Here is a 26,452-nt window from a genome sequence, read left to right as displayed (position 1 = left end):
AACTTCACGATGAGCAGTTCTTGTTCAAACTCTGCGTTCGAGAATTCTGTCACGTTCCATTCTCAGTCGCTGGATTTCTGCTCTAATGACTTCTTTACGACAAGATAAAGTATTCTTGTTGCTATGCTCCAAAGCAAGCTTTACGTGGAGTATGGCAATGTCCAGCAGCGCAGAATGGATTGCTGCATAATCTAATGCTCTCCAAGCTGTATGCTTCATTGAGCGGCTTCCTTTGCTTTTTTGGAGAATAGATCATTGATCTTTTGTGCTGTATCCTTTTTCGTTTCCATATCAATGTGAGTATAAGTATTGGCTGTAATGCTAATTGTAGAATGACCCAGCCATACCTGAATCTCTTTCAGACTTACGCCATTTTTAATCAAGTAGCTGGCTGTCGAGTGCCTGAGATCATGAAATCTGATGTGTGGCAATTCGTTCTTTGCGAGTATGTCCTTGAATTTGTGGTTCAGGTACTCTGTATTCAATGGGCTACCATCTGGCCAACAACATACAAGCCCGCTATCGATGTAATCTTTGCCGTACAGTAGTTTGTTTTTCTTCCACTGCATTTTTAGCCGCAATAAGTAATCCGCGATATCATCCATCAGAGGCAGAATGCGCTGGCTGCTCTCGCTTTTAGGTTTTTTTACAACAACTTCTTTGCCGTACTTCACGCGAACTTCTCTAATTGAGATTGTCTTTTCTTCGAAATTGATGCAATCCCACTTTAACCCAAGTACCTCGGAACGTCGAAGCCCATAATGAGCTGCGAGATATACTGCGGATTCTATCGGTGTACCCAAACATACGTCAAATAGCTTTTCGAGCTGTTCGACCGTATAATAACTGGCATTGAACTTTTCCTGCTTTGGAAGTACGATTCGATCAGCGGGATTAAATGGAATCAAGTTCATTCGCACTCCGAAATTCAATGCGCTTCTGATATTGGCGTGGTGTCTTCGTAATGTATTAGCGGATAACCCTTTTTTTTCAGTCAATTGATCATCTTTATACTTTGTCTCGTAATATTTTTGCAGATGCATGGGTTGTAATTCTTGTAGCAGTATATCATTCTTACTCATGAAGTATGGGATGATATGCTTTGTTACGATCATCTCATAACCTTCCCAAGTAGTTTCCTCAACCTCGCTTTTAATAACGTTATTAAGCCAATCCAGCATAAAATCAGTGAATTTGAGTTTTCGCTGTGGCTGAACAAAACTGTTGTTGTCCAACTTTGTAAGTGTTTCTCGCAGAAACTTTTCGGCATCTGATTTCTTCTCGCACTTGGTATTAATCCATTTTTGCTTCCGGTTCCCGGACTCGTCCTTTGTTTCAACAATGATGTACCAGTATTGATTTCGTTTACGTAAGCTGCCTTTCATGTGCTTCGACCTCCAATGATTTTTTGGAATATGAAAAAGACAGGAGCGTAATAGTCCCTGCCTGTAAACCGGGTATGAGTTGAATAGATTTGTGTTTAAAGGTCTCTTTCTCTGATTCTTTTTCAGCAATCTTTCTCTGTGAGAGACTTTTCGATGAATAGAATTAAATAGTTGTTAAGTGCGATGTTAAAAAGTACACAGGGAAAAATATGAAAATGCGATATAATACTGAATGCTATTCACATTTTCATATTATTTCGGAGGGGTTTATGAATAATACATATGAGATAACGCCAGAGTATCTATTATCCTTTTTTAATGAGATGTATGCCGATGATTTATTTTGTGTTGATGAATATGGAAATTTTAACGTGTTCACAAAAGGACAAATGACTCCTGCATACTATTTCATTTTGATTCCGGTTGAAAAAATAAATGTAGTAGACAAACAAGGGGGATTAATAGATACACTATACAAATTTTATGCTTTGAGAGAAGGAGCTGCACTTATCTTAGGGCCTAGAATCGTATCTGCTAAAAATCTTCACAATGAAACTTGGATTAAGCAATGGAATCCATTTGCTGTAATCGATCTGATAAGCAGAAAAACGTATCCGTGGATATTACAATTTTTAAGTCACATTGATCGGAAAATTCCCACAATCAACGAACTTGATCAAATTGGCTGGTATAAAGATGAGCTTGGTTGGTTTTTCTTGCATTCTGAGGGAAAGATCGGTGTCTCAAAGCAGGATTATAGAACAACATTTATAGACTTTAAGTTCCTGAAAGAAGATTCATTAAGCGAGGCACAGGCATTTAAAGAAACCATTGGAATGTTGAATATCTGTGATTACAGAGTTACGTATTCATTGTTAAGTTTAGTACTGCTATCACTTATAGTCACACCACTTATTGAAACCAAAGATTTGTCACCAAATTTCGCCATGTGGATTTATGGTAAGTCAGGATTGGGAAAAACAAGGTTATCAAGTTTGTTTACAAAAATTTACGATACTGAAAACATAGTACGTGTTGACGCCTATAAGAGGGATTTGAAATCAGCATACATCAAGTATAAAGACAGCGTTGTTGTAGTTGATGACTATGGAACTTCAAAGACTACGGAAAATGAATATCGTACAGACGAAAAAGTCGAAAATTTAATTCGATGGTTAGGAGATAGACAGCTTTCTTCAGTCTATGATGCTTTACCGACTGGAATGGCTCTATTCACTGGTGAGCGGTTCCTAAACAATAATGAGAAAAACAGTTCAACGATTGCTCGTACAATTAGAGTTGCAATGGATAATATTTTTAATCGTGATGAGCCTGATTTTGTTATAGAGAAGATGAAGAGATTTGAGAAGTATGAAAATTCTAATCCTTTGCCAACAAGTATTGTCTATTATCTGGAATGGTTATCTGGCAAGTTGAACTCACAAATGATTGATCACTATAGACGAGATTTCCAAAAACTTAGAATCAAATTTGAATCTAAACTTCATTCCAGAATAATAGATAGTGTCAGTCACTTATTCAACGCCTTTAACTTTTATATCTTATACGCCACAGAAAAAGAATTTATAACACCTCTGGAGTCTAAAGCAATGAGTCAAACAGCAATGGAAATCTTTATGAATCTGCTAGAAGATCAATCAAAACCAATCATAGATCCTAAAGTTACGCTCTTTTTGAATTTGCTCACTGAGGCAATTTCTGAAGGGACAATTAGAATTGCATTGAACGAAGACCTTTCCTATTCGAATGGGTTGATCAATCCTTCTAGTGGAACATTAGGAATCTATTATTCTAAGACAGAAGAATTAAAACTAATTTGGGAAAGTTCCTATGAAATTATTCGTGAAAAATCCCGCCTACAGAATGAGCCGCTTGCAGGAGTGAAAAAACTGGGGAAATTATTAGACGAGGCTAACTTGATAATTAAAGCTTCAAACGGAATCACATCACCTTTACAAACTTGGGGAGATCCTTATAGGTCAACAGCTTCTAGAGCCATCACGTTTGATGCTCGGAAAATAGGAAGCATCACGAAGTTAATAAAGGATATTAATGGAAAATTTAAACAAAATACAGCACTTCCTCCTGAAGAGCATGAACAAGAGATCGATGACTACGACAATGACTATGAAGAACATGAGGGCGAAGATCCTGATATTGATTTTATTGGGATGGATGATGACAATGAATAAATAGAAAGAAAGGATACTGTGTAGATACTGCACTGTATCCTTTTTAATTTGTCCATTAACAGTACTTTGACTTAAATAATAGTACCCCTCCGCCAATCATATGTCTTTGGCTAGGTATGATCGGTTGCTGGGGTAGCGGAGGTGCTGTTCAATGGTTGACATGCTGTACCTTAGTTATCGGATGACACGGTATGAATACAACATCGCTTTTAAAGATTTGCAATCATATCTGAAACAAAACTATTCAAAAAACCAACTACATAAAGACCAGAGAGACAGAAACTCCTACGTTACAAATGCCTTATCGAAGCACGGATTTCAGGAAATAAGGCTACGTAAACCTGCTTGGGGGTTCGGTTTCATAGAGATTAGATTTCGCCCTCAGTTAATTATAAATGAGTTGGGATATTACTCTTTGACGAACATATCAGAGTTTAAATCCATTAGCGAACAGTTCAATCGTGTTCTAAAGGACTTCCTTTCTCTGGACGTACCTGACTTTTTTGAATGGAAAGCTAAAAGAATTGAGGCTGCAATAGATCTAAGTATGAGTGAAGAGTTGATTCCTAAATACCTATTACTCTTTAAAAGAGGATACATTCCTGAATACTTTAGGGAGAATAAACAAACACAAAATTACTGGAGTTCTCACACAAACGTTTATTTAATGTCGAACAATAAAACGGTGAATTGGTATAACCGATATGAGACATTGTTAGACAAGCAAAGTAAATCAGAAAAGCAATATCAGGATTTTTCAGAAACCAGAGGCATTTTAAGATTTGAAACTCAAGTTAGAGATGGTAATGAACTTGTTGTTGATGTGTTAGATCAGGAACGTTTAAAAAAAGAGGTTATGAAATTTTATAAATTGATTGTAGGTAAAGGAGACTATTACACTTTGAATAAAGCCATGCTTTTGATTTCTCAAAATGAAAGTAATCAATATAAGCGTCAGGAGTTAGCCCATATGCTGAAACTTATAGATAGTTGTGGTGGAATAAATTCAGCTAAAATGATTTTCATCAAAGGGAGAGACAGCAAAAAAGCAGCTGACAAATTCGGGAAATTAATAAAAAAGTTAAGGGATTTGAATATAAATCCTGTTATTATTCCCGATGAATGGGGAATAGAGTCTCTTGAAAATCCTTATCACAGAATTAAAAAGGGCTTTGAACTCGATTAACCCGGTCATGACTCTTGAAAACTGGGGTATTGTTTTTATTGAAAACCCTTAATTTGAAGATTGAGTAAGAATTTGATAAAATGAAGCCCGCCATAAATTAACGGGCTTCAAGTAGCTAATTTTCGTTACTCTTCCTTATACTTATCGTACAAATCCTGTGCGGTTTCGACCATATCAAATTTATTCTCAATTGTTTGGCTTACTGCATCTACAGCAGACTCTACTACACGTTCCCAAAAATCACTCATCATTTTATTCCTCCAATAATTTTTGATTAATGTTTCCAAGCTTTAAGGCCGCTGATTGCTCCGTATCCAACACCAAATAAATAACCAATGGCTGTTCCTGCACCGGGGAATATTGCTGTGCCAAGTGCTGCTCCTGCTCCTCCTCCGATTAGTGTGCCCGCTGCGGTCAGCGCTGTCTTCCCGGCAGTTTCAATTACTTTATCCATGATTCTCACCTCCTCTCAGGGATTAACGCAAAATAAACGGGAAGAGCGCTGCTCTCCCCGTTGCATTGATGATTCTATTTTGTTTGCTGCTCAGTACTTGAGGGTGGATTAAACACTCGAATTAACTTAAAGAGATACCCGATTAAGTAAAACGGCGTTACTGCCCAGCCAACAAATACGGATAAGATGATTTTATAAACGATATAGTTAGAGAGCGTCGTAAATACGGTGACGTTACGTTGTAGCTTGCTTATGAATTTCCAACCAAATGGAATAGATAGCAGAACATAAAGTTCTATCATTTTGGCGTCCCCCTATAACAATTATGCACTAACCCTTATTCTTCTGTAGCATTGACTTGGATGTAACCGATCTTGTTGCCGCTTTCGACGCTCAAAACAACGGTTGTCGGGATTGCACCGCCATTATAGTTATAAGAATATTGAGTGGTATCTTGCACACCAGTAGATGTACTTATAGGCTCGCCAAACACTTGATTTGCTTTATCCAAGCTGTCAGAAGTTCGAATACCATGGATGTTGAAAATAGAATTTGAAGAAATAACAAGCTGTTTCACCAAATTATTTTCATCAACAAGTAATTCAAAGCCTTCTTCCAAGGCATACATTGTTTCTCCTTGAGAACTGCTTTTATCCTTAATTGTATAGAGTGACTTTAATTCGTCTTCAGTGGCCGTTAATCCAAGAAGACTTGAGAGGTCGAGTGAAAGAGACTCCATACTTGAATCATAAGCAGAATACTGAATGGTGCTGATCTTGTCAGCATCTGGTCTTGTGGAGAATACAAGCAGATAATCTTCTTCAGTCAGGTACATGACGCTTTTCTTGCCATCCTTTTCTTGAGTAAGATTTGGTTTACCCAAACGTGCAATATTATCAGCAAAGGACGAACCCAACGTTACATCGAAAATTTTGTATGTATCCTTTGAGCTTCCCTTAACAGCATCCTCTTGTAGTGTGATCTCGCTTGCCCCTTGCTTGTCACCACTAACCATAAACCCAGTATTATAAGCAATGGTATAACCGTCTGAATCATCTCGAATAACCTCATTTGGTTCTCCAAACTTCGTTATGATTTCTTCCTTAGTCATCGTTTGCATTTTTGATAACTCGTAAGCCGTTGATTCTCCTCCTGAAGAAAATATGCTAACAGCAATGATTACAACAAATAGAGCAAGAATCCAGAACCACCAACGCTTAAGAAGAGGCTTCTTCTTTGAATTCTTGATCTTGCCGGATTGTATAGCTTCAGTTGTAGACATGGTTAATTGCTCCCTTATTCTTCTTTTATATTCAGTGACTTTTGCTTATCGACAATCATGTTAGTATTGTCAATCAAAACTTCCAGCAAGCATTGCTTAATCTGTTCAGGGGTAAGAACCGCAGACGATTGACTGCAAAACGTTTTTGAACCTCCTCCCCTGGAATCCACCAGAAATAACAAGTCAATTAGAGCAATTCCCAATGCCCTAGATATTTTCTCCAAGGTTTTTATAGTAGGGTTCTTTTCTCCTCGCTCAATCTGACCGATGTAGGATGTGTTAACTCCTGCATTTAGTGCAAGTTGCTCCTGACTGAAACCATTTTTCAACCGTAAAATCCTTATGTTTTCCCCAATAGATTCGATGCTATTCATTTCCCTTCACCCCTAATCAAACGATAGAATTTTTTGGTAGGAGGCTCAACAGGATATAGTGCGGATTTCAATGCCTATAGTAGAGAATTGATACGCAGTGTGGTTAAACCGTGGATAAAAGCATTTAAGAGAAGGGTTTTTACATCTCATTATCTGAGGGACATACAAATAAAAGCTGTTTAGTGAAATTTAGAAATGACCATGCTCTTTCAAACTGTAGAAGCGATTGCCGCCAATGATTACATGATCAAGGACTTCTATTCCTATGATTTCCCCTGCGGCTATGAGTCGTTTTGTCAGATTCACATCCTCAATTGACGGCTCCGGGTCACCGCTCGGGTGGTTGTGAGCGCATATGAGTGAGGCGCTACAGCGTCTAATCGCTGCGTGGAATACTTCTCTGGGATGGACTATGGCGGCGTTTAGAGAGCCTACGGAGATGACTTCTTTGAAGATGAGACGGTTCTTGGTATTGAGGAAAAGGCAGATGAAGTGTTCTTTCTGTTCATAACGCAAGTCTGATTCAAGCAAGGTGAAAACGTCTTTGGGACTACGAATGATATGTTGATCCTGATCAGGTAAAGTCAGCACCTTTGCAAGTTTTAACATGGCTGTGATTTGCCGGGCTTTTCCTTTGCCGATTCCCTTGATAGATACTAACTGTTGCTCTGATACATCCATTAGCTCTGTAGCTGTAGGAAAGCGCTCGAAAAGCTCTTGGATTGTGTAGCTGTCATTGCTTTCCCTTAATGATTCCGATACTAATTGTTTCAAATCATTCTCTTTGATCTGTTGCATAATGTTTATCCTCCCAAGTGATTACTGATTATCATTTGTATAATATAGATTTCAGTCATGAGAAAAAACGGTAGTATTACTTTGAGATCAGACTGAACTTTGAAAAGGTATTGTAACTATTGGCGAATTATGTATATCGGATACAATACAATTATTGAGGGCAATAATGCAAATATCCCAAATTATACACAAGAATTTTAGAAATTTTGGTCCAAATGAAACAATAGTGGACTTTTCAAATATCACTACATTTTTAGGGAGCAATAGCGTGGGGGAATCTGCTTAAATTCAAGCTCTACAAAAATCGTTTGGCATGTCTCAAAGTGAACGTTCGATGAGAAAGGGGGATTTTCATACGCCAGTTATGAAGAAGTGCGTGAACAAAGAGAGCTTAAGATACTTCCACGTGTTGTTTGTATCATTGATGAGGAAGCGACTGTTATGGGACATAGTGACCCAAATATTCAGAAAACAAGTATTCAGAAACCAAGTATTCAGAAACCAAGTATTCAAAATACAGAGCTTTTACTATTACTACAGAAAGCCCGTGCATCAGGAATTCACATGATTCTAAGTACGCAACGTTCAGTTACTCTTTCTTTAGGCAGTACAGGAATAAGGGATAATATTACCGTGAAAATGTCCTCACACTTGAGTTCGCAAGCTTCAACGCTCATATATGGGGATGATCGTGCTAATCACCGTATTCCAGACCAAGAATATGCCGAAATTTTCATCGCCTCTGGTCTTGGTTCGGAGGCTGCATTCAGAGTGCCTTTTATAGAGGATAATGCTTTTTAAATTACTTGACAGCATGGCCCGATAATCCCGTATGCCAATTATCAGCTTGGTGGCAGTTTAATAAAACGAGAAGAGACAAATAATTCTGTTCAAACCAATTACAAAAGGGGTGGATATTTTCACATGCAATCCCAAATGGAGGAAAAATGTCGATTGAGATCGAATAGTGATATAAGTCTAAGGTATTAAGTATAGGGGGAGACATACATGTGGAAAGACAGTGAAACAGAGCTTGATTTCCTGGATTTCGATTATTTAATTCACATACTTAAAGATATTATTGCTGACGAGACATTGTTGCCGTCAAGTGTAGGAGTCTATGGCGATTGGGGTAGTGGAAAGTCTAGTTTAATTAAAATGAGTATGAAAAGTTTTGAAGGCGAAGAGGGTACTGTTTGTCTCGTATTTAATGGATGGCTTTTCGAAGGTTATGAAGATGCAAAGACTGCATTAATGGGAAGTATACTTGATGCTATTGAAAACCAAACAACACTTATCGGAAATGCTAAAAAGTGTATAGCTGGGTTATATAAAAGTGTTGATAAATTAAAGTTGTTGAAAAATGGTATTAAATACGGAGCGGATTTTATACTCACAGGTGGAATCGGAACGATTGCTGATATAACTATTAAAAGTTTAGTGTCAAAGGTTCAAGATAGAGTAGATGGTATCGAAGCTCCTGATGTTGTTACGGCAATACAAAATGAGTTAAGCAATAAAGAAATTAGGGAGGATATAAAGGAGTTTCAAAAGAATTTCTCTGAATTATTGGAAGAAACAGGTATAAAACGACTTGTGATTTTTATTGATGAACTAGACCGTTGTAGTCCTGACACAATTTTAGAGACTTTAGAGGCTATTAGACTGTTTCTATTTACAGGAAATTCAATTTTTATTATTGGGGCAGATGAAAGGCATATTTCTTATGCAGTTAAAAGAAAATTCGACAAGATAGAAGGACAACAAATTGATATTGGCAAGGAGTATCTCGAGAAAATCATTCAGTATCCGATAAGAATACCACGACTCAATTCAAAAGAAGTTGAGTTTTATATAACATGCCTCTTATTTGAGAAGGATCTGCGTGCTGATGAATTCAGGGATATGATGAGTTTTATAAATGAAGAAAGAAGTAAAAACATAATTAATTTCACATTAGATTATTCATTAATCCATGAAGACAAGCCCCATTTAGCTGAGAAAATCAAAGATAGTTTGATAATTGCAAAGCAACTTTCTTCTGTGTTGGCAATTGGACTAAATGGTAACCCAAGACACTGTAAGAGATTTTTAAACTCTTTAGTTATGAGAGAGAAAATGGCTGAATCTAAGTCTATTCAATTGGACAGAAAAATTCTGGCAAAAATAATGATGTTGGAGTATTTTAAAACACCTTTATTTAAAAAAATTGCACAGTTAGTCTCTGCTGAACAGGGGAAACCAAAGGAGCTAGAGTACTTAGAGACTAAACAACTACCTGACTTAAGTGAATTGAAATTGTGGAAAGATGATAAATGGCTACAAGATTGGTGTACAATTTCTCCATCTTTATCTAATGTGGATTTGAGGCCTTATTTTTATTTTTCAAGATCTGCTTTGGATGAAAGGTTTGATACTAGTGTTGTTAAGTTAAGTCCTACTGCTCAAAAAACACTTGAAAAATTATTAAGTAGGACAGCTGGGGGCTTAACAGAAGCGTTACAATCTGCATTAGAAATTAATGATTTTGAATCTAATGAAATTCTCCAATCTATTTTCAATAAAATTGTTTCTGATACCAATATTGATAACGACTTATTTAAGGCGTTTATATCTTGGGGACTGACAAAGGAGATTATGTATTCTAATGTTTTAAGTAATTTGTCTGGTTTGACAGGTGAGCGATTAAATCCTGTTTCGATGAGGCTTATAAAAGAATTTATGGATAAATCAAGTAAAAAAATAGAGGTATTAGACTTAGCAAAACGATGGTCTGAAGAGAACCCTTCTCTATCTGGCGTAATTCAAAGAATATTAGAAAGGTAGGGTGAAAAACATGGGAACGTCGAGCATATATGGTGGTCCAATTGATAAAAACCCACTTTTACCAGAAGGATTTGAAGACGAATATATAAATGATGATGCATTGGATACTGATAACCCTGATAATGAAACTGAGGAAAAGAAAGATAACGAGGAGGAGGAGGAAGGGGGGCGGAATATTCAGCCTCAAAATGGTTCTTGGCAAGAAACAAAAAGGGCCATGTCGCAATATATAACCGGAAATTCTAGTAACAAAGGAAGAGTTACTAGAAACTATGTTAAAGCTTCTGGTGGTTCTAGGGCTGCTTCTAATCAAGCTGTTTCAGGAAGAAGATCTACGGTTCAATTAGGGAATTTTCTTTCGAGTATTGCTCGTGTAGGTATTTATAAAACCCTTGAAAACTTACACATTGATTATATAGGTAAAAGTGTCGAAACATTATTATCTGAGATTGTAAATTTAATTTCACCTAACTCGAATACAAAAGAGGATGCGGTAGCAAGAAATGCAATAATTGAAGTTGAATGTAAAATGTACGAGTTTATCCTTGAAAATGGTATGGATATAGAATCATTAGATAATATAAATGAGGTAATATTTGATGAAATAATGAGCAGTTATGTAACGTCGTATATATTCGAACGAATGCTTAGTGATCTACAAAGTAGATTTGAAAAATATGCTAACAATGCTCAAGTTGCTTTGCAAAAAGAAAAAGAGTTTAGGGAGTTTATTCAAATCTCTGTTGAATTAAGGCTTAATGATGTCAAGCTAAGCAAACTAGACTATCAAGATAAAAGTATAGATGGGATTATTAGGGATTTGTACACTGAATGCTATAGAGTACTGGAGGCATATATATGAACATTATTTGTAAGTTAACTGAAGAAGATAATTTTGTTATTGATGCGGATTATACCGAGCATAATATAAATAGGAGTGATATTTTTACCTATACTTTTTGGAATAATGATTCAGTAAAAAAGTTTCTTAATTTGCCTAGTTTTTTTTCTTCAATAGGTTTAGACCTATTGTATATCTCATTGTTTGTTTTTGGTGCAGACAGAATCGCTTATAGAAACTTGGCTTATGATGCATGGACAAGAGACTTCACATTATACATTCCTGTACTGGACTTAGAAAAATGGAATAATAATAAACCCTTGCTTGAGAAAATGCTGAGTTATTTAAGTGGAGATAGATGGAACATAGAGTTCAGGAAGAGAGAGTTCACGAAAGCTGAACTAAAGACACAAGGTAAATTTAGTGCGAGAAGAAATCAAAATGGGTTAAGTGCCAAGAAAATTTGCATGTTCTCAGGTGGATTAGATTCTTTTATTGGAGCTATAGACGCTTTAGAAGATAAACAAGATGATGTGCTATTTATTAGTCATTACGGTGGAGGTAAGGGTGTTAAGGAATACCAAGACCAATTAAAGGGAAAACTATGTAAGGATTACAAAGTTAATGAAGATCAATTTTTCAGCTTCCATGCAGCGGCTAGAAATGGTTTAGAAGATACAACTAGAACCAGATCATTTATGTTTTTTTGTCATGCAGTGGCTATAGCTACTTGTATGAGTGAAAATGTTGAATTGCTAATTCCTGAAAATGGATTAATCTCTTTGAATATTCCCTTAACAAATTCAAGATTGGGTAGTAGTAGTACACGTACTACTCACCCGTTTTATTTGGAAATGTTCCAAACGCTTCTTCGAGATTTAGAGGTAGATATCAGTATTTTAAATCCATATCAGTTTAAAACCAAAGGTGAGATGATCTTATCTTGCAAAAATTTCGAATTTTTAAAGAAAAATATCTCTATTACAATGTCTTGTTCGCATCCTGACCAAGGGAGAATGATAGGGGAAACACAAACACGACACTGCGGGAATTGTTTTCCATGTGTAATAAGAAGGGCTTCCATAGTAAGAGCAGATATTACGGATTCTACTAGCTACAGAGATTCTGGGTTTGCTGACGGTGAGACAGCGAAAATAAATTACAAATCATATCTAATAGGTGCAAAAAAATTTGATGAGAAATATGCTTTTCTAAGCATACAAAAATCGGGACCTATAAAATCAGAAATAAATAAATATGCAGAACTTTATATAAGAGGCATGAAGGAATTGAGGAAGGTGTTAGAATAACCTAATGAACAATTTTAGATATGATACACATATGCATGTAGATTTGTATAAGAACATTAAACAAGTTATTGACTATATTGAAGAAAACAAATCTTATACAATTGCCGTGACAAATTTGCCTGTATTGTATGAAAAATACTCTAGAGAATATCAAAACTTGAAATATATTCGTTTTGCACTGGGCTTACATCCAGAACTTGCCTTCCAGTATAAGGAGCAGATTCCTCTAATGCTTGAATATATTAAGGCGGCCAAATATATTGGAGAAGTTGGATTGGATTATTGCACAACAAATATAGATAATCGAGAAACACAAAGGATTGCTTTTAGAGAATTGATAGAGCACTGTGACAAATATGGAGGTAAGATATTAAGTGTACACAGTAGAAGAGCGGCAAAAGACGTTCTTTCAATAATAGGGGATTCCTTTGACGGTAAGGTAATATTACACTGGTTTAGTGGAACCAAGAGAGAATTAATGATAGCTATCAAGCGGGGATGCTACTTCTCTATAAATTCTGACATGATTAACAGTAAAAATGGTATGGAATTAATAAGAAACATGCCATTGGATAGGATTTTACTTGAAAGTGATGCTCCGTTTACTAAAGATACCAAAGGCGCTTACAGTTTAGATTTCATATTAAAAGTTGAAGAAGGTCTTTCAAAAATTAAAGGTGTTAATACAGAGTCTGTAAATCAAATATTGAGAAAAAACTTTAAGTCACTTTTAGACGTTTAGATGGCGAAATTCATATTTTACTGGGGATTATTTTAAGAACAACTCGACCTTAAAAACTCAATTATTAGGGATTTTCGAATTTGATTAGTTAATATATAAAGGAATACAAGGGGAGAAGTAATTCATGGATTCTAAAAGTTTGTTTTCTCGTTTATTCAATAATAAAGATATATCGAAAAAAATAGTTATATTTGTAAATGAAATTAAAAATGAGTATTCATTAGAGGGCTCTGTTAATGTTTATCTTACTGAAAAATACTCAATTAAGAATGGTTTTTTTGAACCTAATGATAATGATTTTATAGTGAGGATAGGTACAAAAGAAAGCAGAGAACACAACAAACTTTCAAAAAGTGAATGGATAACATTAAAAAATACAATTGTTCATGAGCTAACCCATGTAAAAAATAGATTAGAGATGACACAAGATACGCGAGAAAAGTTAAATAATAATATGTACTCTCTAGCACATTTTGCGATGATGCTGGTTGATGAATATAACGCATATAAAACAGCGGATGATAGATTTAAGCAGTTTAGTATGGGATCAGAAGAATCGGAATTACAAATAACACTGCAACTATTTTGGGATAACAAACGATTTAAACAGGTCAACAAATTGGATGCTAATCGCCGATTTAACCATCTTTATGATGCTTGTACTGCAATTATTGTTCATAGTATTAGGAATAGAAAATTCCCATCTATTTCGGAAATGTATAGTGGGTATAATAATATGTGTGTAAGAATAATGGAGGTTCTTGGGCTTTATAATTCCAGGATGCCTTTAGATTATGCTACATATGAAGAAGTAGGTAAGGAATTGTGGATTGCGCTATTAATAATGGTACCACAAGATTCAATTAGAAATTTCAAAAAAAATGTAGGAATTAGATTATGATAGATGACATATTAATTGCTCGAGATTTCAGGGCAGTTAAGGTTTAGTCCAATGATTCTGGTGTTAAATATACCTTTTTAAGATTCAGGTTCTAGTGTATTTATACTGTAATTTTTACAGATGTGGTCACATTTTTTCATATCTATGCAGCACGGTGCATTCGAACCTAGATATGTAAGACTTTAAAATGACTTGCCCTCCAGACTTTACTTCGGTTTATCTCTAAATTACAAACCTCCTTCTTTCCACTGGTAGCAAAGAGTCCGCTTCCATACACAAAGGGCAATAATGTAATGCTCCTGCCCTTCATTCTGCTAACATTTTTGCTAACATGGCTGCATATCCAAATCTCTGAATGCAGAGAGTATGGAACCTCAAAAAGCACTCTTAACCCGCGTGGTTAAAGGATTTATGCTCGATCTTTCCGTGGCGTAGAAAATAGTCTACGAAGACCATTTCAGGACTTAAAATCCTGCGGTACGTGAGTACCGTACGGGTTCGACCCCCGTCCTCGGCATCACAGTGAAAACCTTGAGAAATCAAGGTTTTTTTTGTTTTTCTTGAGTAAAACTTCCGTCAAAAACTAAAGGTTCTGTGTGTCTTGGAATCACATCCGAGCTCACAGAATCAGGTTGATAACACTCCTTTTCAGTGCTTGTCTAATCGCAAGCTTTGGAGAGGAGTTTTTTTAATATGGAAGATTTCATGAACCGCCGTATATCAAACGGTACGCACAGTGGTATGAGAGATCCGAGCCCATTGATTACTGTCGAATAACATCTTAATTTGTTGTATTATTGATTAAGCTAGTTTTCAAGAACCAAGGAGGGTTAAAGTTTGCTTACACTAAGAAGAGCCGAGCCGCGTCAAAGTAAAAAGCTCAGTCTCACATCGCTGCTTACGGGCTTGGTCACGCTGGTGGTTCTACTAACCTCAAGTATTCTTCTGATTGGCTCTTACGAGTCCAAAAAACAGTCTTTGATGGAGACTACACTCCATCTGAATTACTACAACGCTGACCGAATGACCAAAACAATGGATTCCTTATTTCAGTCCATGCGCAGCAGTTTGGAATACAGTGCTGACACACTCTCCGATAACGAAACCTTAACGCCCAAGCAAGTGGATGATAATTTGGAACTGATGCGCAATAGTAGCAATTACTTCAATTCTATCGCCGTGCTCGATGCCGACGGGCTGATCCGCAATGTAGTACCGGCTAGTTTGGGGTCAGCAGGAAACCATATTACTTCTAAGGTCGGTTTGGAAGCTCTGGCGTTAAAAAAACCTTACATATCCTCCCCCTACATGACCCAAACCACAAAGAGACTAATCGTTTTTATGAGTCAGCCGATTTTTAGCAAGAATGGTACATATCGCGGTATTTTGAGCGGCACATTTTATCTGCAGGAGAACAATATTTTGTCTATGATTTTTGGCGACAATAACGTGGACGATTCTGGCTCCTATTATTATATTGTGGATTCAAGCGGGCATCTGTTGTACCACCCGGATAAGCAGCTCATTGGGGAGGATGTCAGCAATAACAAGGTTGTGCAGAAACTCATGAATGGGGAGAGTGGGGAACAGCAAGTGCGTAACACCCGTGACGTTGAAATGCTTGCCGGATACTCCAGCGTTCCAGCCAACGGATGGGGAATTGTGGTCGTTTCGCCGATTAGTGTCATCCATCATCAACTGATGGGGCACCTTCGGACCATTCTCTGGTATTCGTTGTTTCCGTTCATTATCCTCCTGATGGGCGTCATTCTCGTAGCACGCAAGCTGGCCCGGCCTTTTGTGTACCTGGCAAATCTGGTGAGCAGGATGGGCAAGGAAAAGATTGAATTGCCAGAAGCGAAGCCGCAATGGAGCCGAGAGGCAGATCTGCTGACCAAGGCTGTGTTGCTTGCCGTGACGGATATTCAGAAGCAGACGGATCAACTGACCCAAGAGGCTACGACGGATGCTCTGACCGGTTTAATGAACCGGAGATCGTTAGAGTATACGATGAGTCTGTGGATGGACTCAGGACAACCGTTTTCGCTCATTGTACTGGATGTAGACAAATTCAAACTCGTGAACGACACTTACGGTCATCTCATCGGCGACGAAGTGCTGAAACATGTAGCCAAAGTTATAGTTACCTCGGTTCGTCCAGACGATGTTTGCTACCGCTACGGCGGTGAAGAGTTCATCATCTTGCTAGCCCACACAAGACCTGAGGAAGCTTTCATCATAGCTGAAAGAGTCCGGCGGGCAATGGAACAAAGCAAGGGGCCAATCGAGACACAGGTTACAATCTCTCTAGGAATCGCCCATTATCCTTTTCATACATTGGAGCGGGAGGGGCTGCTGGAGAAGGCGGATCAGGCGTTATACTTGGCCAAGAGCAGGGGAAGAAACCAGACGATGGTCGCTGATGTTTGAAACAATGGCTACGCAGACCTGCCATATGTGGGCTGACCGAATGCTGCATATCAGCACGGGTGGCACGAAGTCAGCGGGCAGCAAAGGACGAAAGTGTAACCTTCCAAGCTGAACAAGGAAAATGTTATTCGCTATTATGAATGTTCGGAGCGGAAACAGTATTTCATCTTTGATGAAATACTGTTTTTTGTGCGGATGTTAATTATGTTCAACACGTTGCAATAATTCCTTTAAAGCTTTCATCTGCCGGCCTTGAAGTTCTCCCTCTACAATCGAATTCCGTATAGATTCTACATCCTGAGCCTTCACTTTACCCCCATGATGGAAACGATTGAATGCTTGATAATCTAGCGGCAGCATATCTTGTTCCATTTTGAGATGTATTTTTGCTGTCATGCGTGGCCCCATCACAAAACTCATAATCTTACCGATTAGACCATGCTTGGGTAGGGATGCTATTTCACCCTGAGCACGGCAAGCGAGCTGCCAAAGATCTTTATTTGCAATAACGGCTGAGAATTTAGGCCAACCTACGATATCACAAGCAGCGTATACAGGAAAACCTATACTTGAGTAAATATTGAACATCGCCGGACTTACTTGACCACAGCGTGAGACCCCAGAGTTATTGTACAGTGCGCTAAATTGTTTGGCAGCTGATTTATTATTGTTCTCGACCTGGAAACCGACCTTGTTCGCCGGATGTTTGTAACAGACAATGGCTTGGTTAATGAGTTTGGGGTCTGTTGGTGCATGCACAGGCAAATCAGCCTTGGATTGATGACTTAACGTACCCAGTATTCCTCTTAACAGCTGGTCTTCCGGAATTCTCATGTACTGAATGTAATGTTCACGAATCCCGCTTCCAAACGCACTCATAATCACCGTAGTTTTAGAATTACGAACGACATCTCCCAATTTGGATAACGTAGCTACGCCTTCTGGTGAACGGCTCACATTTCCGTCCAATGTAATAATAATAAATTGATACTGCTGAGGTTTTATTTCTTCTATATCTTCTATGACATTAAAGTTGCTAAAATCTTTCAATGTAGCATCGTCATAGCAATATAGTTTCTGAGGAGGAGCGAAGTCTGCTTTTCGTCCTTTTCGTACAAGAAAGGTAACATCGGTGCCTGATAAGTGTAGATGGTAACCTACAGAGAAACCTACTGCGCCTGCACCTACTATAAGAATGTTTGTTTTATCTGAAGTGATTGTCATTGTTAGTTCATCTCCTTGTATTATATAAAAATAGATTTTGGCTTATTAATTCCTCATTAAGTGGACATGTGTTGATTTAATGTCGTGTTGTCAGTATAATCTACACGTCTGAACAATCACAATAATCAATACCTTTGTAAATGTTATGAAGTAAACAGATTACATCTATTATGTTGAAAGGATAGAACAGGAGGAGCATATGGTTGGAACCAAGAATAATAGAAGAACTAAATATACGATTAATCTCATTAAAGAGAGCTTCCTGGTTTTATTAGAAACCAAAAAGTTACCTCAAATAACGGTCACTGAAATATGTAACTACGCTGATATCAACCGTGGCACCTTTTATTTGCACTACAAAGATCCTTTTGAATTATTTGAAGTGATGCAGAATGAATTTAATAAAGAATTGGTGGAAGCATTACAAGAAGGAGGCAGTCCTTGCACATCGGAAGAATCCATGGTCAAACTGTTAAACATTATTCAAGATAAGAAAACCATGTATCAGCTTCTAATTTCAGAGAGTGGAAAAAGTGAATTTTTAACACGAGTCTTACTTGAACAAAATTGGAACGAACCCTTTCTAAGGGACTATTCTTTCACTTACAAGGTTTATGGATCTATTGGAGTCATTAATCAGTGGCTCGAGTCCAATGGTGGAGAAAGTCCGCAAACCATTGCCAATATAATTTATTCTTTGGGTCATCAGAACAAATAGTTTGAAAAATACACACTAAGAGTGGCATTTTAGGAAGCTATATAATAATTACTGCAATAATGTACTATTTATCAACAACTTTAAGCTGTAATATTATCGTTACATTATCGGACCAGCATAAATCCTGTACAAAAAATGAGTATACGTAGAGGGGAATTATGTGATCTATAGGAGCGTGTTACTATTTCAAAATTCGTCGAAATTGGTTACCCAATTTATGAAGGAATGCCTATTTTTCCAGGATTACCAGAAGTGAAATTAGATCCTAGAGAGCGCTTGATTAAAGGAGATGAATGGAACGGAAGTGTGTTAAGCATTTATCTTCATGCTGGTACCCATGTCGATGCACCATGGCATCATTTGAATAACGGTAAGGGGATAGATGCTGTTCCTATAGAAGACTTCATCTACAGAAGCCCACTATTAATTGACTGCCCGCTTGGCCCAAACGGCTTTATCACAATCAACATGCTTGAGGAATATGAAGAACTTAATGAAGCGGATATTCTAATCTTCAACACGAGCTATTGGAAACACAGAGATACGGATTTCGAAAAATACGCCAATAATTTTCCTGCTGTCTCTTCGGAAGCTGCCGAATACATCCGGACGAAGCTCCCAAACTGCAAAGCAGTAGCTATTGATACCTTGAGCATTGAAAATTTGGCAGAAGCAAAAAGAAACGGCTATTTTGTCCATCATGCCTTTTTAGATCATGAGAAATATAAAGAGCCGACAATGCTCATTTATGAAGATATTAACCCAGCTCCATTAGTTGGCAAAAAACTCATTTCTGCCTTCGCAGCACCACTTCGTATTAAAGACCATGATGCTTCTATCATTAATGTAATCGTTGAAATAGAAGATTAAAGGCTATTCAGTAATAGTTGTTTCGCCTGTGATTATATCTGCAACATCATCTCGGACTGTTCCTGTACCGTAGGGGTTCTATCCCCGTCTTATCATCCTTGACCAGAAGATCGCATGACTCTCATGAAATATTGAGGTCATGCGATTTTTTTATTTTAAAAATCAGAGCATTACAGATCGTCGCTGCCGAAGATAATTTGGAGTTGAATTCTGAATAAATTAATAGTTGACAAGGAACCTATCATATCGTTCCTAAAATCAGTGAGCAAGGGGATTTGAGACAAGGATTTGCCCAAATTGCCAGTGCGCCGTTGGAGGGAATCATCAATGCTGCTGATGTCGTCGCCTTCGTCCTAATTGTAGGGGGAGCTTTTAGAATTATTCTGCAGACGGGGGCGATTGACCGGGCACTGATGGCTTTAGCCGGAAGACTCAAAAGTGATTCCGATAGCCATGGTGATTTTCAGCGGTATTCCAAAATGATATTCTAAACCGCCAACACTTCATCAAGGAGAACGATGGGATAGAAGTAAGTTTCTCGAATCGGGATAAATTAATTATTGGCGGCTTCATCTTTACTTTGGGGCTTATTGTCTGGGGAATACTGAGCAAAGGCTGGTATATGACTGAGATCGGAGCGCTTTTCTTTGCACTTGGTATTTTTTCGGGGATTGTAACCCGGGTGAGTCAAAAGGAAATTGCCGAGAATTTTGTTAAAGGTTGCGGAGAATTTATCTACGTGTGAGTTGTAATTCATCTTGTCAGCGTTTGTAACGATTTTTGGCACAAGTATCTTAGTCCTGATGGTCAAGAAACCCTTGATTTATCAGGGCTTTTTTAATGGTTTTCCTTGAGTATTATTAAAGATACTCTAAATGGCTAAAACTGATTTTAGGTTCAAAAGCTCGTGGATCAATTGTTGGCATAAATCGTAGTGTGGAGGTACAACTACGAAAAATACATAATCTTAATCAAACGGATTTTGCTAATAAAATCGGTGTTTCTCAAGGCAGCCTTAGTGATTTGGAATCTGGAAAAGGTAAGCCGGCAGTAGAGACGGTTTTCTCAATTTGCTCTGAGTTCGGTTGTTCTTATGAATGGCTTTTAACCGGGAAGGAGCATTCAACTATTGGTGAATTAAGTGGTACAGTAGTGGAGTTATTGCAGACTGTTAAGGGGCTTAACCCTAGAGAACAGCTAGAACTGTGACAGATCGCAAAAATTAAGCGTGATTTACTGTAAAGATGATCAAGCGGAAATAAAAACGTAAAATTGAAATTTTGACGTAGTTTTACATCTTCACATCCAGATGTCGAAGCAGCAAATGGAAGCAGTATATTGTTACCAGACCTATACATGGAATACCACATGAAGCAGACCAGATTGCCCGCCGCCATAATAAGTGAACACTGCGTTGCCGCCAGTATTCAGTTGGGGCAGGACTTCGCTCAACGTTCCCCCCATCTCTGTTTCATGCTTCATAGAATCGCCCTTGAAACCGTCAGTTTGGCTAATTGTATTATTTTTTACGTATGAGGCAACAAAATCAGTGAGCTCTGCTACTGTTGGATCGTTCAACATTTGCCGCAGAAAGGCATCAAACGGAATGGACTGACCGTCACAAGCATAATTACTCAATCGCGCAGCTTCCCGTCAACTTGAGCCATGATTAGTGAATCCGCACCATGTTATGCGGAGGGCCCCCTGCCTATTGATAATAAGGGACGGAATCCGCTAAATAATCATGCCCTGTCTTGACACCGGACTGGAGCAGCCATATGGTACAAGTGACAAGAACATACAAACATAGGGAGATACATGCTCAAGAAGGGGGAACTATGAATACATTCACAGCCTATGGCCGTAAGATCCGGCAGCAGATCGCCGGCAGGTATTACCGGATATCCATCAAACAGAGGATTCTGTTTTCGTTCATCGTGCTGATTACGCTGTCCATCGGTGCAATGGGCAGCTTTTCGTATTGGATTGCCGCGCAGGAGATCGAGGATAATGCCTACGCCGGCAGCCGGGAGACCGTAAGCAAGACGGCACAGCTGCTGGATTCCCGCCTGAATGATGTGGCGCTGTCTGTGCAGTCCCTGATGCTGAGCGATGCGTACCGCAAGATGATGCTCGATGTGTTCAGCCATGATGTGTCGAATTACTATGTCCATCTGTCGGATCTGCAATATGTGCTCTCCCAGGTAACGTTCAATCAGCCGATCATCGAAAACGTGCTGATCGTTACCCCGATTGGCGATTTCTATTCCACTACGCAGATCCGGGCGCAGGACAACTCGTTCTACGGCTCGGAATTATATGATCTGAGCAAGGAGCGGCCGGGCGGCTACTGGGCCAAAGGACATTATGACCGGTTGTTCACGGGCAGCCAGCGGGTGGTCTCCTTCGTAGTCCGGGGGATTTATGAATACCCTTACACGCCGATCAGCAATGTATTTATTGTGGTCAATATCAGGGAGAGCCGGATAGATGAGCTGCTGAATACAGGCGGAGAACAAGCAGGGAGAAATTATTATCTGGTGAGCGGGGAAGGAGAGGCGGTGGTGGAGTCCCGCTGGCCGTTCCGGGGCAGGTTCCCCTGGAAGCCGGTGCTTGCCGAAGCCGGGAAAGCGGCCGATCCGCAGGACCACTACTACAGCTATGGCGGCAAGGAGTATCTGGTTAATTATACAAGCTCAGCGGTATCACCCGACTGGATCATCTCCGGCATGCAGTCGCGGGACCAGCTGCTGGGCAAGCTGCAGCGGGTGCAGCGCATTACCCTCTATGTCATCGTTGTTTTCCTGCTGGCCACCTGGCTGATCTCCAACCAGCTGACATCTGTGCTGCTGAAGCCCCTGTTCAAGCTGCGGCGGCTGATGCGCAGAGTCGAAGAGAACCAGCTCAGCGTGGTGTATGAGAGCCGTTATGAGGACGAGGTTGCCCAGGTGGGCTTTCAGTTCAACCGGATGATGTCAGAGATTAAGACGCTGATCGCGGATGTGAAGGCCAAGGAGGAGGACAAGCGGCATGCAGAGATCCGCGCGCTTACGGCCCAGATGGAGCCGCACTTTCTGTACAATACACTCAATACCATCTATTGCAAATCGGTCATGGGGGAGAATGACGATGTAAATGAGATGATCCTGTCGTTGTCGCAGATGTTCCAGATCGGGCTCAGCGGCGGCAAGGATCTGATTACCCTTGCGGATGAGCTGTCCCACGTGCGGCAGTATTTCGCTATTCAGCAGAAATGCTATGAAGGTCTGTTCGAATACACGGTGACGGTAGAGGATGAGGCACTGCTTACCTGTCTGATGCCCAAGATTATCCTGCAGCCGGTGGTGGAGAACAGCATCCAGCATGGATTCAGCGACCGGACTATAGGAGGCAGGATAGACATCACGGTCAGCCGGGAGCAGGGGCTGCTGCATATTTGCATTACCGACAATGGACGGGGACTTGATGCTGTACGGGTCAAGCAGGGGATGCTCAGGGCTCCGCAGTCGAGGAAAGGTTATGCCCTGTTCAACATCAGGCACCGGCTGGCGCTGTATTACGGGGACGAAGCCCGTATGGATGTGGGCGGCGAACCAAGTAAGGGATCATGGACGGATCTGTGGATTCCCTCAGAAGAGGAGAGATGAAGGATGGACCGGAAGCTGGAGCTGGAAAAGTTCAAATTATGTGTAATCGACGATATTAAAAGTGTGGTGGAGATGGTCTCGAGCAAGCCGCCATGGCAGGAGCACGGTATTGAGGTAGTCGGTACAGCGCTGGACGGTGAAGCGGGGCTGCAGATTATCCGCGAGACCCGGCCGGACATTGTGCTGACTGATATCCGGATGCCAAGAATGGACGGTCTGCAGATGACCCGGGCGATTCTGGAGGAACTGCCGGACTGCAAGATTATTATCCTCAGCGCCTACTCGGAGTTTTCTTATGCCCAGGAAGCCATCCGACTAGGGGCGCTTGATTTCGTCAAGAAGCCCTTTTCCCTGGACGAGATTGTGCAGGCTGTGCTGAAGGCCAGGGAGTTGTGCCGGGAGGAGCGTCAGGAGACCACCAGACTTGCTGTGATGGAGGCCAAAATTAGAGAAAGTCTACCTATTCTCCGCCAGGAATATCTCATCTTCCTGCTGCACCACCAGACGACAGAATCGGATGCACGTTCTCGTTGGGCCTATCTCGATATCCCTCTGGACCAGCATGATTTCTTCGTATTTGTCGCCGAAATCGATCATTTCACGGAGAAGCTGAGCGGCCAGCCTGTGCAGGAGGTCGAGCTGCTGCGGTTCAGCCTGCATAATATTCTCGAAGAGACGATTTCCGCCTGGACCCGCGGCGTCATTATCCGGGAGGCGACAGACCGGTACGTCTGCATCATGAACGGCTCGGACCCGGATACGGCGGCGCTGGTTACGGAGACCTGCTGCACGAATGTAAGCCGATTCTCCAGGCATACGCTTTCCATTGGCGTGGGGCTGGGCGTAGCGGCGATCCAGGAGCTGGGTGTAGCGTACAGGCAGGCGATTAGCGCGCTGGGTTATCATTTCTACACCGGAGGAAACGGGGTCTACATTTACAGCAATATTGAGAATAAACCGCTCGCACTTCACAGCTACTCCGCCGCCGTCGAGCAGGAGCTGCTGTTCGCCCTGCGTTCCGGCAATTCTGCCAAAAGCCTGCAGATGCTCGATCAACTATTCGCGGAGCTGCTGGACAGCGGGCTTTTGCCTGAGCCGCGTTATGTGGAAAGCGTCGGCTATGAGCTGGGCTACAGGATCTGCCGGGTCCTGCTGGAGCAGTTCCCCTACGGGCAGGTGGAGCCGCTGGAGCGCAGGATTGCCGTCATGAAGAACCGGGTGCATCCTTCCCTGCAGGATATCCGGGACCTGCTGTCCGGGCTGTGCCGGGAGGCCTGTGCGCTGGTTACGGAGGTCCGTTCCCTGGAGTCCACACGGATTATCCGCCAGGCCGCCGCTTATATCGATAGCCATCTGGATACGGGGCTGTCGCTGGAGCAGGTGGCGAAGCAGATTAACCTCAGCCAGGGGTATTTCTCCAACCTGTTCAAGAAGGTGCAGGGGATTTCGTTTCAGCAGTATGTGATGCACGAGAAGATGGAGAAGGCTAAGGCGATGCTGATCAGCGGCCGGCAGGTTCAGGAGATCGCCCAGGATCTCGGGTATGAGCACAGGCGCTATTTCAGCGAGGTGTTCAAGAAATATACCGGAATGACCCCGTCCGAGTTCAAACTGCATTATCTTGGAAAAGAATAAAAATGCGCAGGGGAGGCATGTCCGCAGGGCGGAGGTGGCCTCCCTTCACTGTATAAAGCTCCTGCAGAAATCTGCCCTTAAAGTGGGCTTACCCGCCTTATCCGGATGCGCCAATCCGTCTATAATCAGGTTGTAAGCGAATACAACAGGGATATATAAGGGGGAACTACCAATGATGAAGCGTATGCTAATAACATCTCTGAGCCTGGTCCTGGCACTTGGCCTGACAGCCTGCGGCAACGGTAACGGTGGCAATACTGCAGAAGGTAAGGGAGACGGGAAGACAGGCGGCTCGGGGGACAAGACCAAAATCAGCTACTGGACCGGCGACCGTCATGATGCGGATTTCGTGAAGGACAAGGTAGCCGAGTTCAACGCAACCAATACTGACGGGATTGAGGTGGAGCTGGTCGTCAAGGGCGACGACTTCGATACCGCACTCGATCTGTCCTTCCAGACCTCCGATGCGCCGGATGTAATCCGGGTGAAGGAGAATACCATCCAGACCTTCTACAAAAAAGGCTTTCTCGCTCCCATTGACGAGTTTCTCACCGATGAGCTGAAGACGAAATTCCCGGTCATGCCGGATCTGAATGAATTTGACGGCAAGCGTTACAGTCTGCCGAATTATGGAACAACCATGCGTCTAGTATACAACAAGGATCTGTTCGCCAAAGCAGGCGTTGAGCATCCGCCAGCTACCCTGCAGGAGCTGGTGGATACCGCCAAAAAATTGACGGAAGCCGGTAAAGCGGACGGCGCTTACGGCTTCGCCCAGAACTTCAAAAGCCCCGGAAGCGCGTTTGCGCGTTCGGCGCGGGTGATTGCGGAGATGAGCGGCTACGGCGGTTTCGGGTATGATTTCAAGACGGCCCGCTACGATTTCAGCGGCTTCGAATCGATCATCAATGCCTTTAAGCAGATCCGGGACAACGGCAGCATGCTGCCGGGTGTGGAATCGCTGGATATTGATCCGCTGCGGGCGCAGTTTGCAGAGGGCAAAATCGGAATGTATATGTCCTACTCCTCGGAGCCGGGCGTCTACAAGAATCAGTTCCCGGCCAAGATTGACTGGGCAGCCGCTCCGGTTCCGACCATCGACGGCACCGTGAAGGGGGCTTCGGGCTTCCTCGGGGGCCAGTGGCTGGCGCTGAGTTCGAAGTCGGAGCACAAAGGAGCAGCCTGGAAGTTCATGGAGTTCATGTACGGCGATCAGGTGCTGACGGATTATCAGGAAAAAGGCTTTGGCATCTCCATGGTTCCATCCGTCAGCGCAGTAGCCAAGACACCGGATGTGAACGGCATTGAAGGCTTCCTGCCGAACAAGCACGATGGAGTGTGGCCGGTCTATCCGTCTGTAGCACCGGAAGGGATGAAATCGGATGACGCCTTCTTCAAGTATATGCTGAACGGCGGCGATCTGAAGGCAATTATCGCCGATCTGAACAAACGCTATAACACTGCACTGGACAGCGTGATTGCGAATGATGGCGTGAAGGCCGAGCCGGATGCCGGCTTTGACCCCGCCGCATTGGGCGGCAAGTTCGCCAAGTAGATGGAAGGTCAGGGATAGAGATATAGGCCAAAGCAGAGGGATGAGGAAGCAGCTTTCCCAT

27 protein-coding genes are annotated in these 26,452 nt (G+C 41.2%); 17 read left to right on the top strand and 10 right to left on the bottom strand.

The genetic code is table 11. The annotated features are described in order from the left end of the window. Nucleotides 1-24 precede the first annotated feature (24 nt). A complete protein-coding gene (locus tag MHB37_RS24065) occupies nt 25-219 on the bottom strand; it encodes a hypothetical protein (RefSeq protein ID WP_405168618.1) in 195 nt (64 codons plus the stop codon). Continuing rightward, nucleotides 216-1,385 (bottom strand): tyrosine-type recombinase/integrase, encoded by a 1,170-nt coding sequence (locus MHB37_RS24060; protein WP_405168617.1) that lies wholly within the window; start codon nt 1,383-1,385, stop codon nt 216-218. Before MHB37_RS24060 ends, MHB37_RS24065 begins: the two co-directional genes overlap by 4 nt. Nucleotides 1,386-1,654: 269 nt before the next feature. Here MHB37_RS24060 and MHB37_RS24055 point away from each other — a divergent pair, with 269 nt between their 5' ends. Both MHB37_RS24055 and MHB37_RS24050 read left to right on the top strand, forming a co-directional pair. Then, the gene (locus MHB37_RS24055) at nt 1,655-3,598 is read left to right on the top strand and encodes a hypothetical protein (RefSeq protein ID WP_405168616.1); all 1,944 of its coding nucleotides are present in this window, start codon (nt 1,655-1,657) and stop codon (nt 3,596-3,598) included. Between the two features lie 151 nt (nt 3,599-3,749). Further along, complete coding sequence (locus MHB37_RS24050) at nt 3,750-4,784, top strand: hypothetical protein (protein WP_405168615.1); 1,035 nt, start codon at nt 3,750-3,752, stop codon at nt 4,782-4,784. A gap of 125 nt (nt 4,785-4,909) precedes the next feature. On the opposite strand, the gene MHB37_RS24045 is transcribed toward MHB37_RS24050, so the two are convergent. From MHB37_RS24045 to radC, 6 genes are all read right to left on the bottom strand, one after another. Further along, nucleotides 4,910-5,035: a hypothetical protein gene (locus MHB37_RS24045; RefSeq protein ID WP_405168614.1), complete on the bottom strand. Its 126-nt coding sequence runs from the start codon at nt 5,033-5,035 to the stop codon at nt 4,910-4,912. A 23-nt stretch (nt 5,036-5,058) separates the two neighbouring features. Further along, nucleotides 5,059-5,238 carry a hypothetical protein gene (locus tag MHB37_RS24040; protein ID WP_405168613.1) on the bottom strand — a complete coding sequence of 60 codons (180 nt, stop codon included), beginning with the start codon at nt 5,236-5,238 and terminating at the stop codon, nt 5,059-5,061. Between the two features lie 74 nt (nt 5,239-5,312). Next, nucleotides 5,313-5,540: a hypothetical protein gene (locus tag MHB37_RS24035; protein WP_405168612.1), complete on the bottom strand. Its 228-nt coding sequence runs from the start codon at nt 5,538-5,540 to the stop codon at nt 5,313-5,315. A gap of 35 nt (nt 5,541-5,575) precedes the next feature. After that, nucleotides 5,576-6,520: a hypothetical protein gene (locus tag MHB37_RS24030; RefSeq protein ID WP_405168611.1), complete on the bottom strand. Its 945-nt coding sequence runs from the start codon at nt 6,518-6,520 to the stop codon at nt 5,576-5,578. A gap of 14 nt (nt 6,521-6,534) precedes the next feature. After that, on the bottom strand, nt 6,535-6,894 hold the full coding sequence (locus MHB37_RS24025) for a helix-turn-helix domain-containing protein (RefSeq protein WP_405168610.1): 360 nt from the start codon (nt 6,892-6,894) through the stop codon (nt 6,535-6,537). 189 nt (nt 6,895-7,083) lie between these two features. Further along, nucleotides 7,084-7,692: a DNA repair protein RadC gene (gene radC / locus MHB37_RS24020; protein WP_405168609.1), complete on the bottom strand. Its 609-nt coding sequence runs from the start codon at nt 7,690-7,692 to the stop codon at nt 7,084-7,086. Nucleotides 7,693-8,133: 441 nt separating this feature from the next. Between radC and MHB37_RS24015 the strand changes: the two genes are divergently transcribed. The 7 genes from MHB37_RS24015 to MHB37_RS23985 all read left to right on the top strand — a co-directional run bounded on the left by MHB37_RS24015 (nt 8,134) and on the right by MHB37_RS23985 (nt 16,742). Beyond that, nucleotides 8,134-8,493, top strand: coding sequence for a hypothetical protein (locus MHB37_RS24015; protein WP_405168608.1), 360 nt, complete (start codon nt 8,134-8,136; stop codon nt 8,491-8,493). 207 nt (nt 8,494-8,700) lie between these two features. Next, nucleotides 8,701-10,518, top strand: a complete 1,818-nt coding sequence (locus MHB37_RS24010) for a P-loop NTPase fold protein (protein WP_405168607.1) — start codon at nt 8,701-8,703, stop codon at nt 10,516-10,518. Nucleotides 10,519-10,528: 10 nt separating this feature from the next. Beyond that, the gene (gene qatB / locus MHB37_RS24005; protein ID WP_405168606.1) at nt 10,529-11,380 is read left to right on the top strand and encodes a Qat anti-phage system associated protein QatB; all 852 of its coding nucleotides are present in this window, start codon (nt 10,529-10,531) and stop codon (nt 11,378-11,380) included. Then, nucleotides 11,377-12,669 carry a Qat anti-phage system QueC-like protein QatC gene (gene qatC, locus MHB37_RS24000; protein WP_405168605.1) on the top strand — a complete coding sequence of 431 codons (1,293 nt, stop codon included), beginning with the start codon at nt 11,377-11,379 and terminating at the stop codon, nt 12,667-12,669. The genes qatB and qatC overlap by 4 nt, the downstream gene beginning before the upstream one ends. A gap of 4 nt (nt 12,670-12,673) precedes the next feature. Further along, on the top strand, nt 12,674-13,411 hold the full coding sequence (gene qatD / locus MHB37_RS23995) for a Qat anti-phage system TatD family nuclease QatD (RefSeq protein WP_405168604.1): 738 nt from the start codon (nt 12,674-12,676) through the stop codon (nt 13,409-13,411). Between the two features lie 124 nt (nt 13,412-13,535). Beyond that, on the top strand, nt 13,536-14,312 hold the full coding sequence (locus MHB37_RS23990) for a hypothetical protein (RefSeq protein WP_405168603.1): 777 nt from the start codon (nt 13,536-13,538) through the stop codon (nt 14,310-14,312). An 837-nt stretch (nt 14,313-15,149) separates the two neighbouring features. Next, complete coding sequence (locus MHB37_RS23985) at nt 15,150-16,742, top strand: diguanylate cyclase (RefSeq protein WP_405168602.1); 1,593 nt, start codon at nt 15,150-15,152, stop codon at nt 16,740-16,742. A gap of 198 nt (nt 16,743-16,940) precedes the next feature. On the opposite strand, the gene MHB37_RS23980 is transcribed toward MHB37_RS23985, so the two are convergent. Beyond that, nucleotides 16,941-17,966 carry a ketopantoate reductase family protein gene (locus MHB37_RS23980; protein WP_405168601.1) on the bottom strand — a complete coding sequence of 342 codons (1,026 nt, stop codon included), beginning with the start codon at nt 17,964-17,966 and terminating at the stop codon, nt 16,941-16,943. Between the two features lie 199 nt (nt 17,967-18,165). On the opposite strand from MHB37_RS23980, the gene MHB37_RS23975 reads away from it, so the two are divergent. The 5 genes from MHB37_RS23975 to MHB37_RS23955 all read left to right on the top strand — a co-directional run bounded on the left by MHB37_RS23975 (nt 18,166) and on the right by MHB37_RS23955 (nt 20,763). Next, nucleotides 18,166-18,684: a TetR/AcrR family transcriptional regulator gene (locus MHB37_RS23975; RefSeq protein ID WP_076128868.1), complete on the top strand. Its 519-nt coding sequence runs from the start codon at nt 18,166-18,168 to the stop codon at nt 18,682-18,684. Between the two features lie 183 nt (nt 18,685-18,867). Then, nucleotides 18,868-19,554 (top strand): cyclase family protein, encoded by a 687-nt coding sequence (locus tag MHB37_RS23970; protein ID WP_076218835.1) that lies wholly within the window; start codon nt 18,868-18,870, stop codon nt 19,552-19,554. A 275-nt stretch (nt 19,555-19,829) separates the two neighbouring features. Further along, nucleotides 19,830-20,045, top strand: a complete 216-nt coding sequence (locus MHB37_RS23965; RefSeq protein WP_076128872.1) for a hypothetical protein — start codon at nt 19,830-19,832, stop codon at nt 20,043-20,045. Beyond that, nucleotides 20,039-20,299, top strand: a complete 261-nt coding sequence (locus MHB37_RS23960) for a hypothetical protein (protein WP_305954154.1) — start codon at nt 20,039-20,041, stop codon at nt 20,297-20,299. The genes MHB37_RS23965 and MHB37_RS23960 overlap by 7 nt, the downstream gene beginning before the upstream one ends. Nucleotides 20,300-20,490: 191 nt before the next feature. Next, on the top strand, nt 20,491-20,763 hold the full coding sequence (locus MHB37_RS23955) for a helix-turn-helix transcriptional regulator (RefSeq protein WP_076128874.1): 273 nt from the start codon (nt 20,491-20,493) through the stop codon (nt 20,761-20,763). A gap of 141 nt (nt 20,764-20,904) precedes the next feature. Here the strand turns inward: MHB37_RS23955 and MHB37_RS23950 are convergent, their stop codons facing one another. Next, entirely contained in the window at nt 20,905-21,192 is a 288-nt protein-coding gene (locus MHB37_RS23950; RefSeq protein ID WP_036683320.1) for a hypothetical protein, read from the bottom strand. Between the two features lie 200 nt (nt 21,193-21,392). Here MHB37_RS23950 and MHB37_RS23945 point away from each other — a divergent pair, with 200 nt between their 5' ends. From MHB37_RS23945 to MHB37_RS23935, 3 genes are all read left to right on the top strand, one after another. Next, nucleotides 21,393-23,201 carry a sensor histidine kinase gene (locus MHB37_RS23945; RefSeq protein ID WP_076128876.1) on the top strand — a complete coding sequence of 603 codons (1,809 nt, stop codon included), beginning with the start codon at nt 21,393-21,395 and terminating at the stop codon, nt 23,199-23,201. A gap of 3 nt (nt 23,202-23,204) precedes the next feature. Further along, nucleotides 23,205-24,836: a response regulator gene (locus tag MHB37_RS23940; RefSeq protein ID WP_076128878.1), complete on the top strand. Its 1,632-nt coding sequence runs from the start codon at nt 23,205-23,207 to the stop codon at nt 24,834-24,836. Between the two features lie 172 nt (nt 24,837-25,008). Further along, a complete protein-coding gene (locus MHB37_RS23935) occupies nt 25,009-26,391 on the top strand; it encodes an ABC transporter substrate-binding protein (RefSeq protein WP_076128879.1) in 1,383 nt (460 codons plus the stop codon). Nucleotides 26,392-26,452 lie beyond the last annotated feature (61 nt).

The organism is Paenibacillus sp. FSL H3-0286 (assembly GCF_045040705.1).
GTDB lineage: Bacteria > Bacillota > Bacilli > Paenibacillales > Paenibacillaceae > Paenibacillus_AQ > Paenibacillus_AQ odorifer.
This window is presented reverse-complemented; position numbering and strand designations above follow the sequence as displayed.